General features: G+C 66.7%; 11 protein-coding genes. 7 read left to right on the forward strand and 4 right to left on the reverse strand.

All coding sequences use genetic code 11. From position 1 onward, the window contains the following. Window positions 1-15: 15 nt before the first annotated feature. A complete protein-coding gene (locus tag ACQR2C_RS02850; protein ID WP_434845700.1) occupies window positions 16-1,080 on the reverse strand; it encodes an ABC transporter ATP-binding protein in 1,065 nt (354 codons plus the stop codon). Further along, window positions 1,080-1,904, reverse strand: coding sequence for an ABC transporter permease (locus tag ACQR2C_RS02855; RefSeq protein WP_434880382.1), 825 nt, complete (start codon window positions 1,902-1,904; stop codon window positions 1,080-1,082). The genes ACQR2C_RS02850 and ACQR2C_RS02855 overlap by 1 nt, the downstream gene beginning before the upstream one ends. 441 nt (window positions 1,905-2,345) lie before the next feature. Between ACQR2C_RS02855 and ACQR2C_RS02860 the strand changes: the two genes are divergently transcribed. The 6 genes from ACQR2C_RS02860 to ACQR2C_RS02885 all read left to right on the forward strand — a co-directional run bounded on the left by ACQR2C_RS02860 (window position 2,346) and on the right by ACQR2C_RS02885 (window position 11,663). Beyond that, window positions 2,346-3,236 carry an ABC transporter substrate-binding protein gene (locus ACQR2C_RS02860; protein WP_315801986.1) on the forward strand — a complete coding sequence of 297 codons (891 nt, stop codon included), beginning with the start codon at window positions 2,346-2,348 and terminating at the stop codon, window positions 3,234-3,236. A gap of 410 nt (window positions 3,237-3,646) precedes the next feature. Then, window positions 3,647-5,287 (forward strand): amino acid ABC transporter permease/ATP-binding protein, encoded by a 1,641-nt coding sequence (locus ACQR2C_RS02865; RefSeq protein WP_434880383.1) that lies wholly within the window; start codon window positions 3,647-3,649, stop codon window positions 5,285-5,287. Between the two features lie 238 nt (window positions 5,288-5,525). After that, window positions 5,526-6,767: an acetamidase/formamidase family protein gene (locus ACQR2C_RS02870; RefSeq protein ID WP_316183181.1), complete on the forward strand. Its 1,242-nt coding sequence runs from the start codon at window positions 5,526-5,528 to the stop codon at window positions 6,765-6,767. 281 nt (window positions 6,768-7,048) lie between these two features. Then, the gene (locus ACQR2C_RS02875; protein ID WP_434880384.1) at window positions 7,049-9,382 is read left to right on the forward strand and encodes an acetamidase/formamidase family protein; all 2,334 of its coding nucleotides are present in this window, start codon (window positions 7,049-7,051) and stop codon (window positions 9,380-9,382) included. Between the two features lie 162 nt (window positions 9,383-9,544). Beyond that, window positions 9,545-9,928, forward strand: coding sequence for a RidA family protein (locus tag ACQR2C_RS02880; RefSeq protein ID WP_315801983.1), 384 nt, complete (start codon window positions 9,545-9,547; stop codon window positions 9,926-9,928). 139 nt (window positions 9,929-10,067) lie between these two features. After that, the gene (locus tag ACQR2C_RS02885; protein ID WP_315801982.1) at window positions 10,068-11,663 is read left to right on the forward strand and encodes a gamma-glutamyltransferase family protein; all 1,596 of its coding nucleotides are present in this window, start codon (window positions 10,068-10,070) and stop codon (window positions 11,661-11,663) included. A gap of 132 nt (window positions 11,664-11,795) precedes the next feature. Here ACQR2C_RS02885 and ACQR2C_RS02890 read toward each other — a convergent pair whose 3' ends face one another. Continuing rightward, the gene (locus tag ACQR2C_RS02890) at window positions 11,796-12,752 is read right to left on the reverse strand and encodes a threonine/serine dehydratase (RefSeq protein WP_315801981.1); all 957 of its coding nucleotides are present in this window, start codon (window positions 12,750-12,752) and stop codon (window positions 11,796-11,798) included. Between the two features lie 61 nt (window positions 12,753-12,813). On the opposite strand from ACQR2C_RS02890, the gene ACQR2C_RS02895 reads away from it, so the two are divergent. Further along, on the forward strand, window positions 12,814-13,116 hold the full coding sequence (locus ACQR2C_RS02895) for an ArsR/SmtB family transcription factor (RefSeq protein WP_434845695.1): 303 nt from the start codon (window positions 12,814-12,816) through the stop codon (window positions 13,114-13,116). Between the two features lie 294 nt (window positions 13,117-13,410). Here the strand turns inward: ACQR2C_RS02895 and ACQR2C_RS02900 are convergent, their stop codons facing one another. Continuing rightward, the gene (locus ACQR2C_RS02900) at window positions 13,411-14,313 is read right to left on the reverse strand and encodes a LysR substrate-binding domain-containing protein (protein WP_316183184.1); all 903 of its coding nucleotides are present in this window, start codon (window positions 14,311-14,313) and stop codon (window positions 13,411-13,413) included. Between the last annotated feature and the right edge of the window lie 71 nt (window positions 14,314-14,384).

A 14,384-nucleotide genomic window follows, 5' to 3' on the forward strand; every position in this document is an offset into this window, starting at 1 on the left:
TGTGGATGGGATGCGTTACAAAGATGTCTGAGGCACGAGACGCGGGACCTTGCGGTCCCATTGCAGCGACACCGGATCATCGGGCCTGAGCGCCGCCAGCGGCTCGCCGGCGTCGGGCGTCGGGCTGATCGCGACCAGCGTCTCATCACCGAGTGCCACCACATATTCGGTCTGCGCGCCCATATAGGTGATCGCCTGCAGGCGGCCGCGCACCTCGCCGGACTCGCCGGGCGCGATGACAATCCGTTCCGGACGCAGCGCGAAGGCGTCGGCATCGTCGCGCTCGCCGCTGCTGACATCGACCGGCAGCAGCAGGCCGCCGCTGGTGCGGAACTGGCGCTCATTCGCACGCCGGCCCGCCACGATGTTGCAGCGGCCGACGAAGTCCGCCACGAACGCATCCTTCGGCGAGTCGTAGAGCTCCTGCGGCGTGCCGATCTGGCGCACGCGGCCGCCCTCCATCACCACGAGGCGGTCGGCCATGGTCAGCGCCTCCTCGCGGTCATGCGTCACCATCAGCGTCGTCAGGCCGAGCCGCTGCTGCAGCGCGCGGATCTCGAGCCGCACCTCGGCGCGCAGCTTGGCATCGAGATTCGACAGGGGCTCGTCGAGCAGGAAGATGCGCGGATTGATCACCAGCGCGCGCGCCAGCGCCACGCGCTGCTGCTGTCCGCCGGACAATTGCCGCGGCAGCCGGTCGGCGAGATGCGACAGCCGCACCAGCTTCAGCGCCTCCGCAATTTTCGTCTTGCGTTCGGCCGTACCGAGGCCGCGCATCTCCAGGCCGAAGCCGACATTGTCGGCCGCGCTCATGTGCGGAAACAGCGCATAGGACTGGAACACCATGCCGGTGGCGCGCTTGTAGGCCGGCAGATGCGTGACGTCCTCGCGGTCGAACAGCACGCGGCCACTGGTCGGCGGCAGGAAGCCGGCGACCATGCGCAAGGTCGTGGTCTTGCCGCAGCCGGACGGGCCGAGCAGCGCGACCAGTTCGCCCTCATTGACGGCAAGATCGAGCCCTTCCACGCCGATCGACGTGCCGAAGCGCTTGGTCAGCTTCTCCAATGTGAGCTGCGCCATCACACCACCCGCGACAATTTGACGAAGCGGTCGGTGATCACCATCAGCAGCCCGACCAGCGCGATCTGCACGGTGGCGACGGCAGCGAGCGTCGGATCGATGCGGAATTCGAGATAGTTCAGCATGGCAACGGGAAGTGTGATCCGTCCGGGCCCGACCAGCAGCATCGACAGATCGAGATTCTCGAAACTCTGGATGAAGGAGAACATCGCAGCCGCGACGATGCCGGAGCGCATCATCGGCAGGGTGATGCGGCGGAACACCGTGAACGGGCTGGCGCCGAGATTGGCGGCGGCCCCCTCGGCGGCACGGTCGAGTCCCTGCAGGCTAGCGACGACGAGCCGGACCGTCCACGGGATCGCCAGCAGCGTATGCGCGGCGACGAGGCCTTCCGTGGTCGCCTTGATGTCGCGGTCGAGCAGGTCCTCCGCCAGCACGTAGAGCATGTAGAGGCCGGAGCCGGCGACCACGCCGGGCACCGCGAGCGGCGCCAGCAGGAATGAGCTCAGCGCCTGGCGGCCGCGGAACTCGCCGCGCACGATGGCGAGCGCCGCCGCCGTGCCCAAGGGCACGCCGATCGCGGTCGCGAGCAGCGCGACCTGGAAGCTGGTGATGAGGCCGCGCAGGAATTCCGGCTTGCTCAGCGCGTTCGCATACCATTTCAGCGATAGCGCCGGTGGCGGAAAGCTCACGATCTCCTGCGCGAAGAAGCTCGTCACCACGATCATGATCACGGGCGCGAAGATGGTGGCGTAGGCGACGACGATCAGTGTCCGCACTGCGAATTGGCCGAGTGATGGTTGTCCCGTAAAACGGAACAGCATTGCAGACACCTCAACAAACAGATCAGCAACTTATGCGGCGCATCGTAGTCGGCGGCTCCGCCGCCGCCAAGCCTGTGCCACGGGTTATCGCAATGCACATACGCATGGGCGACACGATGCTGCGATCCTGACGCGTGACGCGGTGCCGCTTCCATCTTGGCGCTAGCGCCGTGCGCGCATGTCCCGTCGCCGGCGCGGGGGCCTTGCTGATTTCTGGATTTCCGATCGCGGGCACGGCCTGCGCGACGGTCCGTCGCAGCGGCGCGGTTTTGGGCAATGCGTGCTCAATTCTTGCACCGGCACGATCCAATATTTTGTGCGTCCACGGACAAGTCATCCGCGCGGGCGCGCACCTAAGCTTCGCCCCGAGCTTGGACCGGGGCGACGGCACCAATGCACCGCCGGACCAGCGCGACATCATCGTTCGAAGGAGCTGGCAACATGCAGACGAGGCTATTCACTGGGGCGCGGCGCGCGTGGCTTGCCGCGCTCGGCGCCATCATCGCGGCGGGACTTCTCGCGCCGATCGACGCTCAAGCGGCGACGCCCGCGGGCTGCGCGGCGCTGAAGGAGAAATATCCGGACTGGAAGGGCAAGACGCTGGTCAATGCCATCAACCCGCACACGCCGGGCTACGAGTCGATCGACCCGAAGGATCCGAGCAAATATGTCGGCTTCGACATCGATCTGGGCGAGGCCATCGGCGACTGCCTCGGCTTCAAGCTGACCTACAAGCCGGTGACCTTCGCAGCGCTTCTGACGACGCTGGCGAGCGGCCAGGCCGACATCGTGATCTCCGACATCTACGCCACCAAGGAGCGCGCCAAGGCCGCCGACTTCATCACCTACTCCAAGGTGTTCGACGGCGTGCTGGTCGCCAAGGGCAATCCGAAGGGCATCAACGGCATCAACATGTCGATGTGCGGCGCGGCCGCGGCCGAGAACACCGGCTATGTCGAGGTGCCGCTGATCCAGGATCTCGCGCCAAAATGCAAGGAAGCCGGCAAGCCCGAGCCGACGATCCAGCTCTATGACAACAACGCCAACTGCATCCAGGCCATCCTCGCCGGCCGCGCCGATACCTATGTCAACGACGTCAACACGGTCGACCAGGCGGTGAAGGCCTATCCGGACAAGCTGGAAAAGGCCATCGCGGTGACCATCCCTTATTCGGTCGGCATCGCCGTGCCCAAGGACAAGCCGAAGTTCCGCGATGCCGTGCTCGCCGCCCTGATCGAGGTGCAGAAGGAAGGCATCCACCAGGAGCTCCTGAAGAAGTGGCAGCTCGACCCGGCCAATTTCAAGGAGCCGGACATCCTGACGGCGGACTAACAGGCGCGGCTTCGAAAGTGAAGCTGCTGCCGCGGAGACGGTGCGCTCCCCTCCCCCTTGCGGGGAGGGGTCGGGGGTGGGGGTCGACACGGGACAGTCTTTCCTGGGTACCCCCCTCCCCAACCCTCCCCCACAAGGGGGGAGGGAGCGCAGCACCGCAGCGGTGACACCTTGCCTCACAGCGACAGCTTCAAGCAGCAAGCGGCTGCTGAATTTCGATCAAACGCTGAGCTTCGCGACTGCTGACCATCTGAGTTCCGATACCGCGCGACAACGCACGCAGACTTCGTAGGGTGGGCAAAGCGCAGCGTGCCCACCTTCTTTCTTCCTTTCTTCCTTCTCTCGAACCACCGCGGTGGGCACGGTGCTTTGCGCCTTTGCCCACCCTACGTAGCCAGGCCGCCCCCCTCATGTCCCTCTTCCTGCATTATCTCAGCATGCCGTATCTGCTGCAGGGCATCGAGCTGACCCTGCAGGTCACCGCGCTCGGCCTGGTCGGCGGTCTCATTCTCGGCCTCGTGCTCGCGGCGATGCAGCTCAGCCGGTTCTGGCTGCTGGCCGCGATCGCGCGCGGCTACACCGTGATCTTCCGCGGCACGCCGCTGATCCTGCAGATGGTGTTCGCCTACGACGCGCTGCCGCATATCGGCATCAAGTTGCCGGCGGTGCTGGCGGCGGGCCTCGCGCTCGCCTGCAACGAGGCGCCGTTCATCGCCGAGATGCTGCGCTCCGGCGTGCTCGGCGTCGATCGCGGCCAGCTCCTGGCCGGCCAGGCGCTGGGCATGACACCCGGCGTCCTGATGCGCCGGATCATCGCGCCGCAGGCGATCCGCACCATGATTCCCGCGTTCGGCAACGAGGCGGTGAGCGCGCTGAAGAACTCCTCGCTCGCGTCCGTCATCGCCGTGCAGGAGCTTACCCTGCGCTCGACGCAGCTCGCGTCCTCCACCTTCGACTTCTTCTCGATCTTCTTCGCCTCGGGTCTCATCTATCTCGTGCTGACCGGCGCGATCAGCGTCATCCAGCTTGCGCTCGAATGGCTGCTCGATCTCGACCGCACGGCGAAGCAGCGCAAGCTGGCGGACTACCTTGCGCTATTGTTACCTCGGCGCCGCGCCGACGTCGCGACGAAGCTGGAGCTCGCGGAGAAGACAGCCCCGGCCATCGAGGCCGCGCCGCCCGAGCCCGCCGAGCTGAAGGAGACGCCGCCGCTCGCCTTGTCGATCGAAGACCGGGCCCGGCGTGCCGCAACGATCGCCCGCAACAACGTCGCCGTCGAGGTCACGGAGCTGCGCAAGGCCTATGACGGCAACAAGGTGCTGGACGGCCTCGATCTCACGGTGCGCATCGGCGAGGTGATCGCGCTGCTCGGGCCGTCCGGCTCCGGCAAGAGCACCCTGCTCCGCTGCATCAATCATCTGGAGAACTGGGACGCCGGCAACATCCGCGTCGGCGGCCGCAAGCTCGGTTTCGACGACCGGGGACGCAAGCTGACGCCGCGCGCCATCGCCAACGAGCGCGCCAATGTCGGCGTCGGCATGGTGTTCCAGCAGTTCAATCTGTTCGCGCATCTCACGGCCAAGGAGAATGTCGCCGGTCCCTTGCGCTGGGTGCATGGGCTCGGCCGCTTCGAAGCGGAGCGTCGCGCCCTTGAACTGCTCGACCGTGTCGGCCTGTCGCATCGCGCCGATGCGCTGCCGCGGCATCTCTCCGGCGGCCAGCAGCAGCGCGTCGCGATCGCCCGCGCGCTGGCGCCGAATCCGAGCGTGCTGCTGCTGGACGAGCCGACCTCCGCGCTCGATCCGGAGCTGGTCAACGAGGTGCTGGAGGTGATCCGCCGTCTCGCCATCGACGACGGCCTCACGATGATCATCTCGACGCACCAGATCCGCTTCGCCGACGAGGTCGCCGACCGCGTCGCCTTCCTCAATGGTGGCGTCATCCTCGAGGAAGGCCCCGCACACGAGGTGCTGACCAACCCGCGCCATCCGCTGACCGCGCGCTTCCTCTCGGTGATGGAGGCCGAGCGGCCGAAGGACGCGGTGGCATGAGTTCATCCTTCACGTTAGGAGCGAGCGCTTGCGTGCGGCCATCCTTCGAGACGCCCGCCTGCAGCGGACTCCTCAGGATGAGGTCCGTGGGTGAGGTGGCCTCGCTTCCGACCCTCATGGTGAGGAGGCGCGCAGCGCCGTCTCCGGACGATGCCTCCGGCATCGCCTTGAGAACCATGAGGCCCGCCCTCGAATTCACCGCACGACAATCTCGATCTCTGAGCAAAGAGGCCCTCGCATGAAACACCATCTGCTGCCGGTGTCCAACAAGACCGTCCATTGGGGCTATTTCTCCAAGGTGGTGACACCCGCGCTCACCCTGCGCTCCGGCGAGCGCGCCACGATCGAGACGCTGACGCATCACGCCAATGACGACTATGAGCGCATGATCAAGGACGATCCCGGCGCGGAAAGCGTGTTCAAGTGGACGAAAGAGCACAAGGCCGTGGCGCGGCGCGGCTCCGGTCCGACCGAGGGCCCGTTCATCCGCGGCTCCGGTGAAGGCATCGGCGTGCATCTGCTGACCGGACCGGTGGCGATCGAAGGCGCCGAGCCCGGCGACGTGCTCGAGGTGCGCATCCTCGACATAAGGCCGCGGCCGAGCCGATGCGGCTGCCATGCCGGCAAGTGCTTCGGCTCCAACGCCGCCGCCAATTGGGGCTTCCACTATCACGACCTGATCGAGGAGCCGAAGCCGCGCGAGGTCATCACCATCTTCGAGCTGGACACCGCGGGCGAGCCGTTCGCCAAGGCGGTCTACAACTACGTCTGGACGCCGCAGACCGATCCCGACGGCATCGTGCACCCGACCATCGACTATCCCGGCGTGCCGGTCGACCACGCCACGATCAAGAAGCGCGAGAACATCCTGCCCAATGTGAAGGTGCCGGCACGGCTGCATTTCGGCACGATGGGGCTCGCGCCATCGGAGGCCGACTATGTCTCCTCGATCCCCCCGAGCTACACCGGCGGCAACATCGACGACTGGCGTATCGGCAAGGGCGCGCGGATGTACTATCCGGTCGCCGTACCCGGCGCCTATTTCTCGGTCGGCGATCCCCATGCCGCGCAGGGCGACAGCGAACTCGGCGGCACCGCGATCGAGACCTCGCTGACCGGCGACTTCGAGTTCATCCTGCACAAGAAGAGCGACCTCGGCGGCACGCAGCTCGAGGGCCTGACGCATCCGCTGCTGGAGACCGACCAGGCATGGTCGGTCTACGGCTTCACCTATCCGAACTATCTCGCCGAGCTCGGCGCCAATGCGCAGACCGAGATCGCCAACCACTCCAGTCTCGACCGCGCCATGCGCGACGCCTTCCGCAAGCTTCGGCGCTTCCTGATGACGGTGCACCACCTCAGCGAGGACGAGGCGATCTCGCTGATGTCGGTCGGCGCCGACTTCGGCGTCACCCAGGTGGTCGACGCCAATTGGGGCGTGCATGGCACGATCCGGAAGAACGTGTTCCGGTGTGAGTGATTTTGCGAAACGTATAGCCAGCTCCCGCCCCGCGGATGGTGCGCTCCCTCCCCCCTTGTGGGGGAGGGTTGGGGAGAGGGGTGCCCCGGGGCGAGACCGCCGTTGTGGGCCCCCTCCCCTAACCCCTCCCCACAAGGGGGAGGGGAACCGATCGCGCCTGTGGCACGAGCACCGATCCAAATGAGTGGAGGAATAGCGAACTGAACAACACCGATACACGGCAGGTCATGAAGCTCATCTGGCACGGGGGTTGCTTAGAATTCCCCGACCCGGGGCGTGCCATGAGTTTTCGTCCGTTCACCAGCGAATCCTATGCCGAGGGCGAGCGTCCGGAGGCGTGGCGCGACGTGCTGAATGCGGTCGGGCTACAGCCCGCAGCGAAGACACCATTTTATGATGGCCATGCCACCGCCTCGCATCGCCAAGCGCCGGGCATCGCTCTTTCGCGGCTGTCGGCGGGCGCGCAGGCGATCACTGCGGTTCCGCAGGCCCATGCGGATCTGCCGATCGCCCTGCTCGCGATCGAGGACGGCGCCCTGCTCCGCTGCAGCGACGGCCATCGCATCGTCCCCGCGGGACATCTGATGCTGTTGCCGCGCGCCGGCGACTGGAGCATCGCGTTCCAGCGCGGTCTGCGCGCCATCGTGCTGTCGGTGACGGCGGACGCCCTGCATGGCCGCATCAGCGGCAGGCTGAAATTGGCCCAAGCCCAGGTGATCGCGCCGAGCGGCCTGGCCGACGTGGTCTGCCGCACCATCGAGGCCACCGCACGCGCGCTCGACACCCTGAGCGATGCCGAATGGAGCACGGTCGCGCAGAGCATGGTCGATCTGCTGCTCACACTCGCCCATCAACAAGCCGCGCCGGCGGCGGAGGCCGGCAGCAGCGCGACGCAGGCCGCGATCCTGCACCGGCTCTGCCAGACCATCGAGCGGCGGCTCGACGATGCCGAGCTGACGCCGGCGCGGGTGGCCCAGGCCGAAGGCATTTCCGAGCGCTATCTGCAAAAGCTGTTCGAGAGCGCCGGCGACAATTTCAGCCACTACGTCAAAGAACGCCGGCTGCAGCGGGCCTGGACCGACCTGTCCAATCCGGCCGAAGCCAACCATTCGATCTCGGAGATCGCCTATCGCTACGGCTTCGCCGATTCAGCGCATTTCAGCCGCAGCTTCCGCGCCCGCTTCGGCCTGTCGCCGCGCGAGTTCCGGCAGCAGAAGGCCGAGCAGGCGGTGACGGCGGCGGCCCCGCGCGGCCAGCGCGGATGGCCGCAGGACGCGCTGGCGCAGCAGCGCGCCTGCGAGAGGCCGGCGTCGGCCAGGAGCGATGTCGCCCTGCCCGCGCCGGCCAACGACCAGGACGCGCAGCGGCATCACCATCATCTGGCGATCTCGGCCGAGCGTGTGCATTGGGGCTATTTCAGCCGCTCGCTGCCGCCGCAGATCGAAATCGCATCCGGCGACACGATCACGGTGGAGACGCTGACCCAGCATGCCTCCGATGATCCCGAGCTGATGATCGCAGGCGACGCGGCTGCGCTCAGCGTGTTCGGCTGGACCAAGGCGAAGAAGAACGTCGACCGCCGCGGCGCCGGCCCGATGGACGCCAGTGTGTTCGGCCGCGGCGCCGGCGAAGGTTTTGGCGTGCACATCTGCACCGGCCCGGTGGCGATCAAGGACGCGCAGCCCGGCGACGTGCTGGAGGTGCGCATCCTCGACATCGTGCCGCGGCCAAGCCGCAACCCGAAACATGCAGGCCGCGTGTTCGGCTCCAGCGTCGCGGCGTGGTGGGGCTATCACTACAACGAGCTGATCGCCGCGCCGGCGCCGCGCGAGGCGGTGACGATCTACGAGATCTTCGCCGATGCGCCCGAGCCGCATGCCCGCGCGCTGTATTCCTACCGCTGGGAGCCGCAGACCGATCCCAGCGGGATCGTGCACACGACCTACGACTATCCCGGCGTGCCGGTCGCCCCCGACAGCATCAAGCGCCGCCACGGCGTGCTCGACAACATCCGCATTCCCTTGCGGCCGCATTTCGGCGTCATCGCGGTGGCGCCGCGCGAGGCCGATTTCGTCGATTCGATTCCGCCCTCCTATTTCGGCGGCAATCTCGACAATTGGCGGCTCGGCAGGGGATCGACGGTGTATCTGCCGGTCGCGGTGCCCGGCGCGCTGCTGTCCGTCGGCGATCCCCACGCCACCCAGGGCGACGGGGAGCTCGGCGGCACCGCGATCGAATGCTCGATGACCGGCACGTTCCAGGTGATCCTGCACAAGAAGGCGCTACTCGCGGGGCAGCCGTTCGCCGATCTCTCCTACCCGCTGATCGAAACCGCGACCGACTGGGTGCTGACCGGCTTCAGCCATCCGAACTATCTCGCTGAGTTCGGTGCGCAGGGCCAGAGCGAGGTCTACGCGACCTCCTCGCTCGACCTCGCGATGAAGGACGCGTTCCGCAAGATGCGGCGCTTCCTGATGCACGTCAAAGGCCTGAGCGAGGACGAGGCGGTCGCGCTGATGTCCGCCGCGGTGGATTTCGGCGTGACCCAGGTCGTCGACGGCAATTGGGGCGTCCACGCGATCCTGAGCAAGCGGCTGTTCGAGGATGAACGCTGACGTTCATTGCGCCCCAACGCCATCCCAGATCTCCGTCATTGCGAGCGAAGCGAAGCCATCCAGGGCGTCACGTGCTGCCCTGGATTGCTTCGTCGCTTCGCTCCTCGCAATGACGACCATTGCTGTCGCTACCACGAAGCCCAACAACAAAGGACCATCGCTATGCAGTTCCACATGATCTCCGGCGCGACCAGGCCGGTGGCCCCCTTCAGCCACGCCGTCGAGACCGACGGCTTCGTGTTCGTCACCGGCCAGATGCCGGACTCGCCGGAGGCGCCGGGCGTGCTGCCGGAGGGGATCGTGGATCAGACGAAGGCGGTGATGCAGAACTTGAAGTACATCCTCCAAGGTCTCAACCTCGGCCTCGAACATATTGTGATGTCTCGGATTTACCTGACCGAGTTCAAGCGGGATTACGCGGCGATGAATGAAACCTACCGTTCATTCTTCCCGCCGGACCGGCTGCCGGCCCGCACCTGCGTCGGCGTCACCGGCTTGGCCTATGACGCGCTGATCGAGATCGATCTGGTCTGCCGAAGACCATAGTACCCATTGGTAAACATCTCCTCAACGCGAGGCCCCGTCATTCGATCCGGGCTGGGGAGCGTCCCGCTGTCGCCGATTGCGCGCCGACGCCGGCCGGTGTCAATTCGCCGGACCATCAGGCGGGATCGTGGGGAGTGCCATGCCGTATCAGTTTTCCAATCGTCAGCAGATCCGCAAGCCGGCGGTGAGCAGCAAGGGCGGCATCGTCGCGGCACAGTCGCGGCGCGCCGCCGAGATCGGCGCCGAAGTGCTGGCCGCGGGCGGCGACTGCGTCGATGCCGTGGTCGCGACCGGCTTTGCGCTCGGCGTGCTCGAGCCGTGGATGAGCGGCCTCGGCGGCGGCGGCGCGATGGTGCTGTACCGCGCCAGGGACAACCATGTCGAAGTGATCGACTACGGCATGCGCGCGCCCGACAGCCTCGATGTCGCCGACTATCCGCTGGCCAATGACGGCAGCGTCGCGGCCGACATCTTCCCATGGCCCCGCGTCAAGGACGACCGCAATCTGCACGGCCCCGGCGCGATCGCGGTGCCCGGCGTCGTGGCCGGCATGGAGGCGGCGCATCGCCGTTACGCGCGGCTGCCATGGGCGGATCTGGTCACGCCGAGCGTGAAGCTCGCCGCCGAGGGCCTGCTGGTGGACTGGTGGACCACCGTGATGATCTCGAGCTGCGCCGCCGACCTGCGCCGCTATCCCGGCAGCGCCGCGGCCTATCTGAAGGATGGCCTGCCGCCGAATCCGCAATGGGGCGCCAAGGCGGTGACGCGGCTGCCGCAGGAGCAGTTGAAGGCGACGCTGGCCCATCTTGCCAGCGCCGGCGCGCGCGACTTCTACCGCGGCGACATCGCCCGCTCGCTGACCCGCGACATCCAGGCCGCCGGTGGCGCGCTTTCGGTGGATGACCTCGCCGCGTTCGAGGCGCATGTCCGAGAGCCGCTGCGCATTCCCTATCGCGGCGGCGCGGTGTTCGCGACGCCGGAGCTCACCGCCGGCCCGACGCTGGCTCACGCGCTGCGGCTGATGCAGGCGAGCGTAACGGCTTCGGGCAAGGCGCCGGATGCCGGCGCCTTCATCGCCTATGCCGAGGCGGTGCAGGCCGCCTATCGCGAGCGGCTCAACGACATGGGCGACGCGGCGGGCAAGCGCGCGATCGGCGCCGAATATCTGGCACCGGCCTGCACCACGCACTATTCGGTGGTCGATCGCGACGGCAACATGGCGGCGGTGACGCAGACCCTGCTGTCCGGCTTCGGCTCGAAATTCCAGGCGCCGCAGAGCGGCATCATGATGAACAACGGCATCATGTGGTTCGACCCGACGCCCGGCACAACGAATTCGCTGGCCCCCGGCAAGCGCTGCCTCACCAACTACACGCCGGTGGTGGCGCAGGCCGCCGACGGCCGCCGCCTCGCATTGGGCGCCTCCGGCGGCCGCCGCATCCTGCCCGCGGTGGCGCAGATGCTGTCCTTCGTGATGGACTACGGCATGGACCTCGATGCCGCGATCCACCAGCCGCGCATCGATGCCAGCGAAGGCGACGTGGTCGGCGCCGACACCCGGCTGCCGGCGGAGGTGATGGACGCGCTGACGGCGAAGTTCGAGACCGTGCCGGCGCCGGTGCAGACCATGCCGATGAAGTTCGCCTGCCCCAGCGTCGTGCTGCGCCAGGGCGACGCGAACAGCGGCGCGACGGAAATCTTCCATGCCTGGGGCGATGCGGTCGCGGAGAGCTGATCGAATGCGAGACACCGGCTGAACGGCAGTCCGCTCTCTCCGTTCTGCCGAGGCCGCGACGAATACCGCGACCCTACACAGGAGCGGTCTCCGACATCCCATGACGGGGCACAGAATTCACGGCCCATCCATCTAGCAACTCTTGAAATTGACCGCTGTGGTGTTGGCGCCGCAGACCAGAACCGCGACGCGCTCGGACGGACCCGCACGGTAGGCACCGGATAGCAGCGCGGCGAAGGCCGCGGCGCCGCCCGGCTCAGTTACGACGCGCAACGTCATCCACAACGCGCGCTGCGCCGCCCTTATGTCGTCGTCGCTGACGATGATCACCTCCGCCGCCGCGAACCGCTGCACGATCGGAAACACGCGCGCGCCGATCTGGCGCGGCGCAAGACTGTCGGCAGCGACGCCACCGGCGGGCGCGTCGACGGGGTGTCCGGCCGCCAGCGCGTCGCGCAGGGTCGGCGCGCCGTCCGACTCCACCGGCACGACCTTGACGCGTCCCTCGTACCACGCGGCGATGCCGCCGATCAGCCCGCCGCCGCCGACCGCCACCAGCAGCGTGTCGATATCATCTGCGTCGCGCTCCACCTCCAGCCCCACCGAGCCCTGCCCCAGCATGGTCTCGGGCTGATCAAACGCATGAATCGGCAAGGCGCCGCTCTCGGCGACATGTCGTTCGCTCGCCGCCAGCGCATCGGCATAGCGATCCCCGCCGACGTGGATCTCCGCGCCGAAGCGCTTGATGAGGTCGATCTTCGACGGCGAGGCGATGCTCGGCACGAAGATCGCTGCTCTCAGGCCAAGACGTTGCGCCGCCAGCGCCACCGCGACACCATGGTTGCCGCCGGACGCCGCGACCACACCGGCCCCCGGCACATCGCGGGTCAGGAGATTGGCGAACGCCCCGCGCGCCTTGAACGAGCCGCCATGCTGCATGAATTCGAGCTTCAGTCGCAATGGGGAAGACGGCAGGCCGAAATCGCCACCATCGACCGTTATCATCGGCGTGCGCCGGACGTAAGGCCGGATCAGCTCATAGGTGGCCGCGATCTGCTGCCGGGTTACCGCTGTCGATATGTCTGACATGCCGCACCTCGTTCCGATCGGCATGTCTTGACATAAATTAGCTAATTGGCAAAGTACCAAAATGGCGCCCGACCGCGTGTTCCGTGCACTGGCCAACGACAAGCGGCTGCAGATCCTGGAGTGGCTGCGCGATCCGACGCGGCATTTTCCGCCACAGAACGATGGCGACCTCGTCAAGGACGGGGTCTGCGGGCTATTCATTGCCGAAAAGCTCGGCGTCTCCGCGCCGACACTGAGCGAGCACATGCGCGTGCTGGTGGCCGCCGGCCTCGTCAAGGGCAAGCGCGCCAAGGGCTGGACGTTCTACAAGCGCGACGAGCAGGGATTGAAGGCGGCGCGACGGCTGCTCAGCGACGCGCTATAGGAATTATGCGAACCTTGGCGGGCAACGGGAATTGCGGCGAAGCGCGCCGAAGCATCATCCTGTCCACGACGACGGCGCAGCGATTTCTGCGAGGAAAGCTCGCCATGCGCGAAAGGGAGGCGGCGACGGCGTCCTCCTTGATCTTGTCGCTGTCGCTGCGATCGACCCGCTGCACCTCGACTCAGCACCAATCCGGTCGAGGCGTCGATTGGCCCTAGAAGTGCTTCGCGCGCCCTGGCCCTATGCGGCGCAGCCGTCGGGTCGCAAGCGAAGCCCGTTCGGCACAGATCCGAGCTATGGCTGCACGCCCGCTCCCGTCAGCCTCTCGGCGAGAAACGTGGTCAGCTCCCCCACCGTGCGGGAGTTGCTGCGGCCGCGCGCATAGGCGAGCTCGACGGTCGGCAAGCGCGGCAGACCGAGATCCTGCCGGATGATGCGCAACGGCGGCTGCACCAGGGCGCGCGCAAGGACGGTGATTCCCAGCCCCTCGAGCGTCGCCGCCTTGAGGCACTCGAAGCTCGGACTGACGAAGCTGAGATGCCAACGCCGGTCGTTCTGCTTCAGCGACGACATGGCGAAACGCCGATACGTGCAGCCGTCCGGGAAGAGGACGAGAGGGATCGACGCATCGTCGGGCGTGTAGTTCGGCCCGCAGACCCAGACCAATTGCTCTGTCAGCACCGAGGTGCCGGTTCGAGCCCCGGCCTCCTGCTTGAAGAAGGCGAGGTCGAATTCGCCGCGGGCGCTCCGCTTCATCAGGCTTTCCGACTGATTGGCTTCGACCTCGATGCCCACCATCGGATTCTTGGTCTTGAACCGCGCGAGCCACGTGGTGAAGTCGCGGCCAAAAAAGTCGAGCGGAACCCCCAGACGAACGAAACCGAGGAGGACATCCTCGCACATCGAGGCATAGGCCTCGTCATTGAGCTGGAGAATACGCCGCGCGTATTGGACGAAGCGGTCACCCTCGGGGGTCAGCTCCAGAACGCGGCCCTTGCGCCGCGTCAACAATGGCTTGCCCACCTGCAATTCCAGCTTGGACATCTGTTGGCTGATCGTCGACTGCGATCGCCCGACGGACTCTGCGGCCCGCGAGAAGCTCATCGTGTCCGCGATCACGAGAAACGATCTGAGGCAGTCGATATCGAAGTTCACGACAGTCCCCGCTATCGAAAAAGACGATACCAACATCGTCATAATTCACTTTGTCGGTCGGAACACACTTCGTAAAGACCAGAGTTGCGGCATGGGATGCCGGAACTCGCGTC

This window comes from Bradyrhizobium sp. HKCCYLRH3061 (genome assembly GCF_051168015.1).
Taxonomy (GTDB): domain Bacteria; phylum Pseudomonadota; class Alphaproteobacteria; order Rhizobiales; family Xanthobacteraceae; genus Bradyrhizobium.

Bases quoted from the DNA above. Each gene is read 5' to 3' on its own strand.
- ACQR2C_RS02850 (WP_434845700.1), bottom strand. From the start codon at position 1,080: ATGGCGCAGCTCACATTGGAGAAGCTGACCAAGCGCTTCGGCACGTCG.
- ACQR2C_RS02855 (WP_434880382.1), bottom strand. From the start codon at position 1,904: ATGCTGTTCCGTTTTACGGGACAACCATCACTCGGCCAATTCGCAGTG.
- ACQR2C_RS02860 (WP_315801986.1), top strand. From the start codon at position 2,346: ATGCAGACGAGGCTATTCACTGGGGCGCGGCGCGCGTGGCTTGCCGCG.
- ACQR2C_RS02865 (WP_434880383.1), top strand. From the start codon at position 3,647: ATGTCCCTCTTCCTGCATTATCTCAGCATGCCGTATCTGCTGCAGGGC.
- ACQR2C_RS02870 (WP_316183181.1), top strand. From the start codon at position 5,526: ATGAAACACCATCTGCTGCCGGTGTCCAACAAGACCGTCCATTGGGGC.
- ACQR2C_RS02875 (WP_434880384.1), top strand. From the start codon at position 7,049: ATGAGTTTTCGTCCGTTCACCAGCGAATCCTATGCCGAGGGCGAGCGT.
- ACQR2C_RS02880 (WP_315801983.1), top strand. From the start codon at position 9,545: ATGCAGTTCCACATGATCTCCGGCGCGACCAGGCCGGTGGCCCCCTTC.
- ACQR2C_RS02885 (WP_315801982.1), top strand. From the start codon at position 10,068: ATGCCGTATCAGTTTTCCAATCGTCAGCAGATCCGCAAGCCGGCGGTG.
- ACQR2C_RS02890 (WP_315801981.1), bottom strand. From the start codon at position 12,752: ATGTCAGACATATCGACAGCGGTAACCCGGCAGCAGATCGCGGCCACC.
- ACQR2C_RS02895 (WP_434845695.1), top strand. From the start codon at position 12,814: ATGGCGCCCGACCGCGTGTTCCGTGCACTGGCCAACGACAAGCGGCTG.
- ACQR2C_RS02900 (WP_316183184.1), bottom strand. From the start codon at position 14,313: ATGACGATGTTGGTATCGTCTTTTTCGATAGCGGGGACTGTCGTGAAC.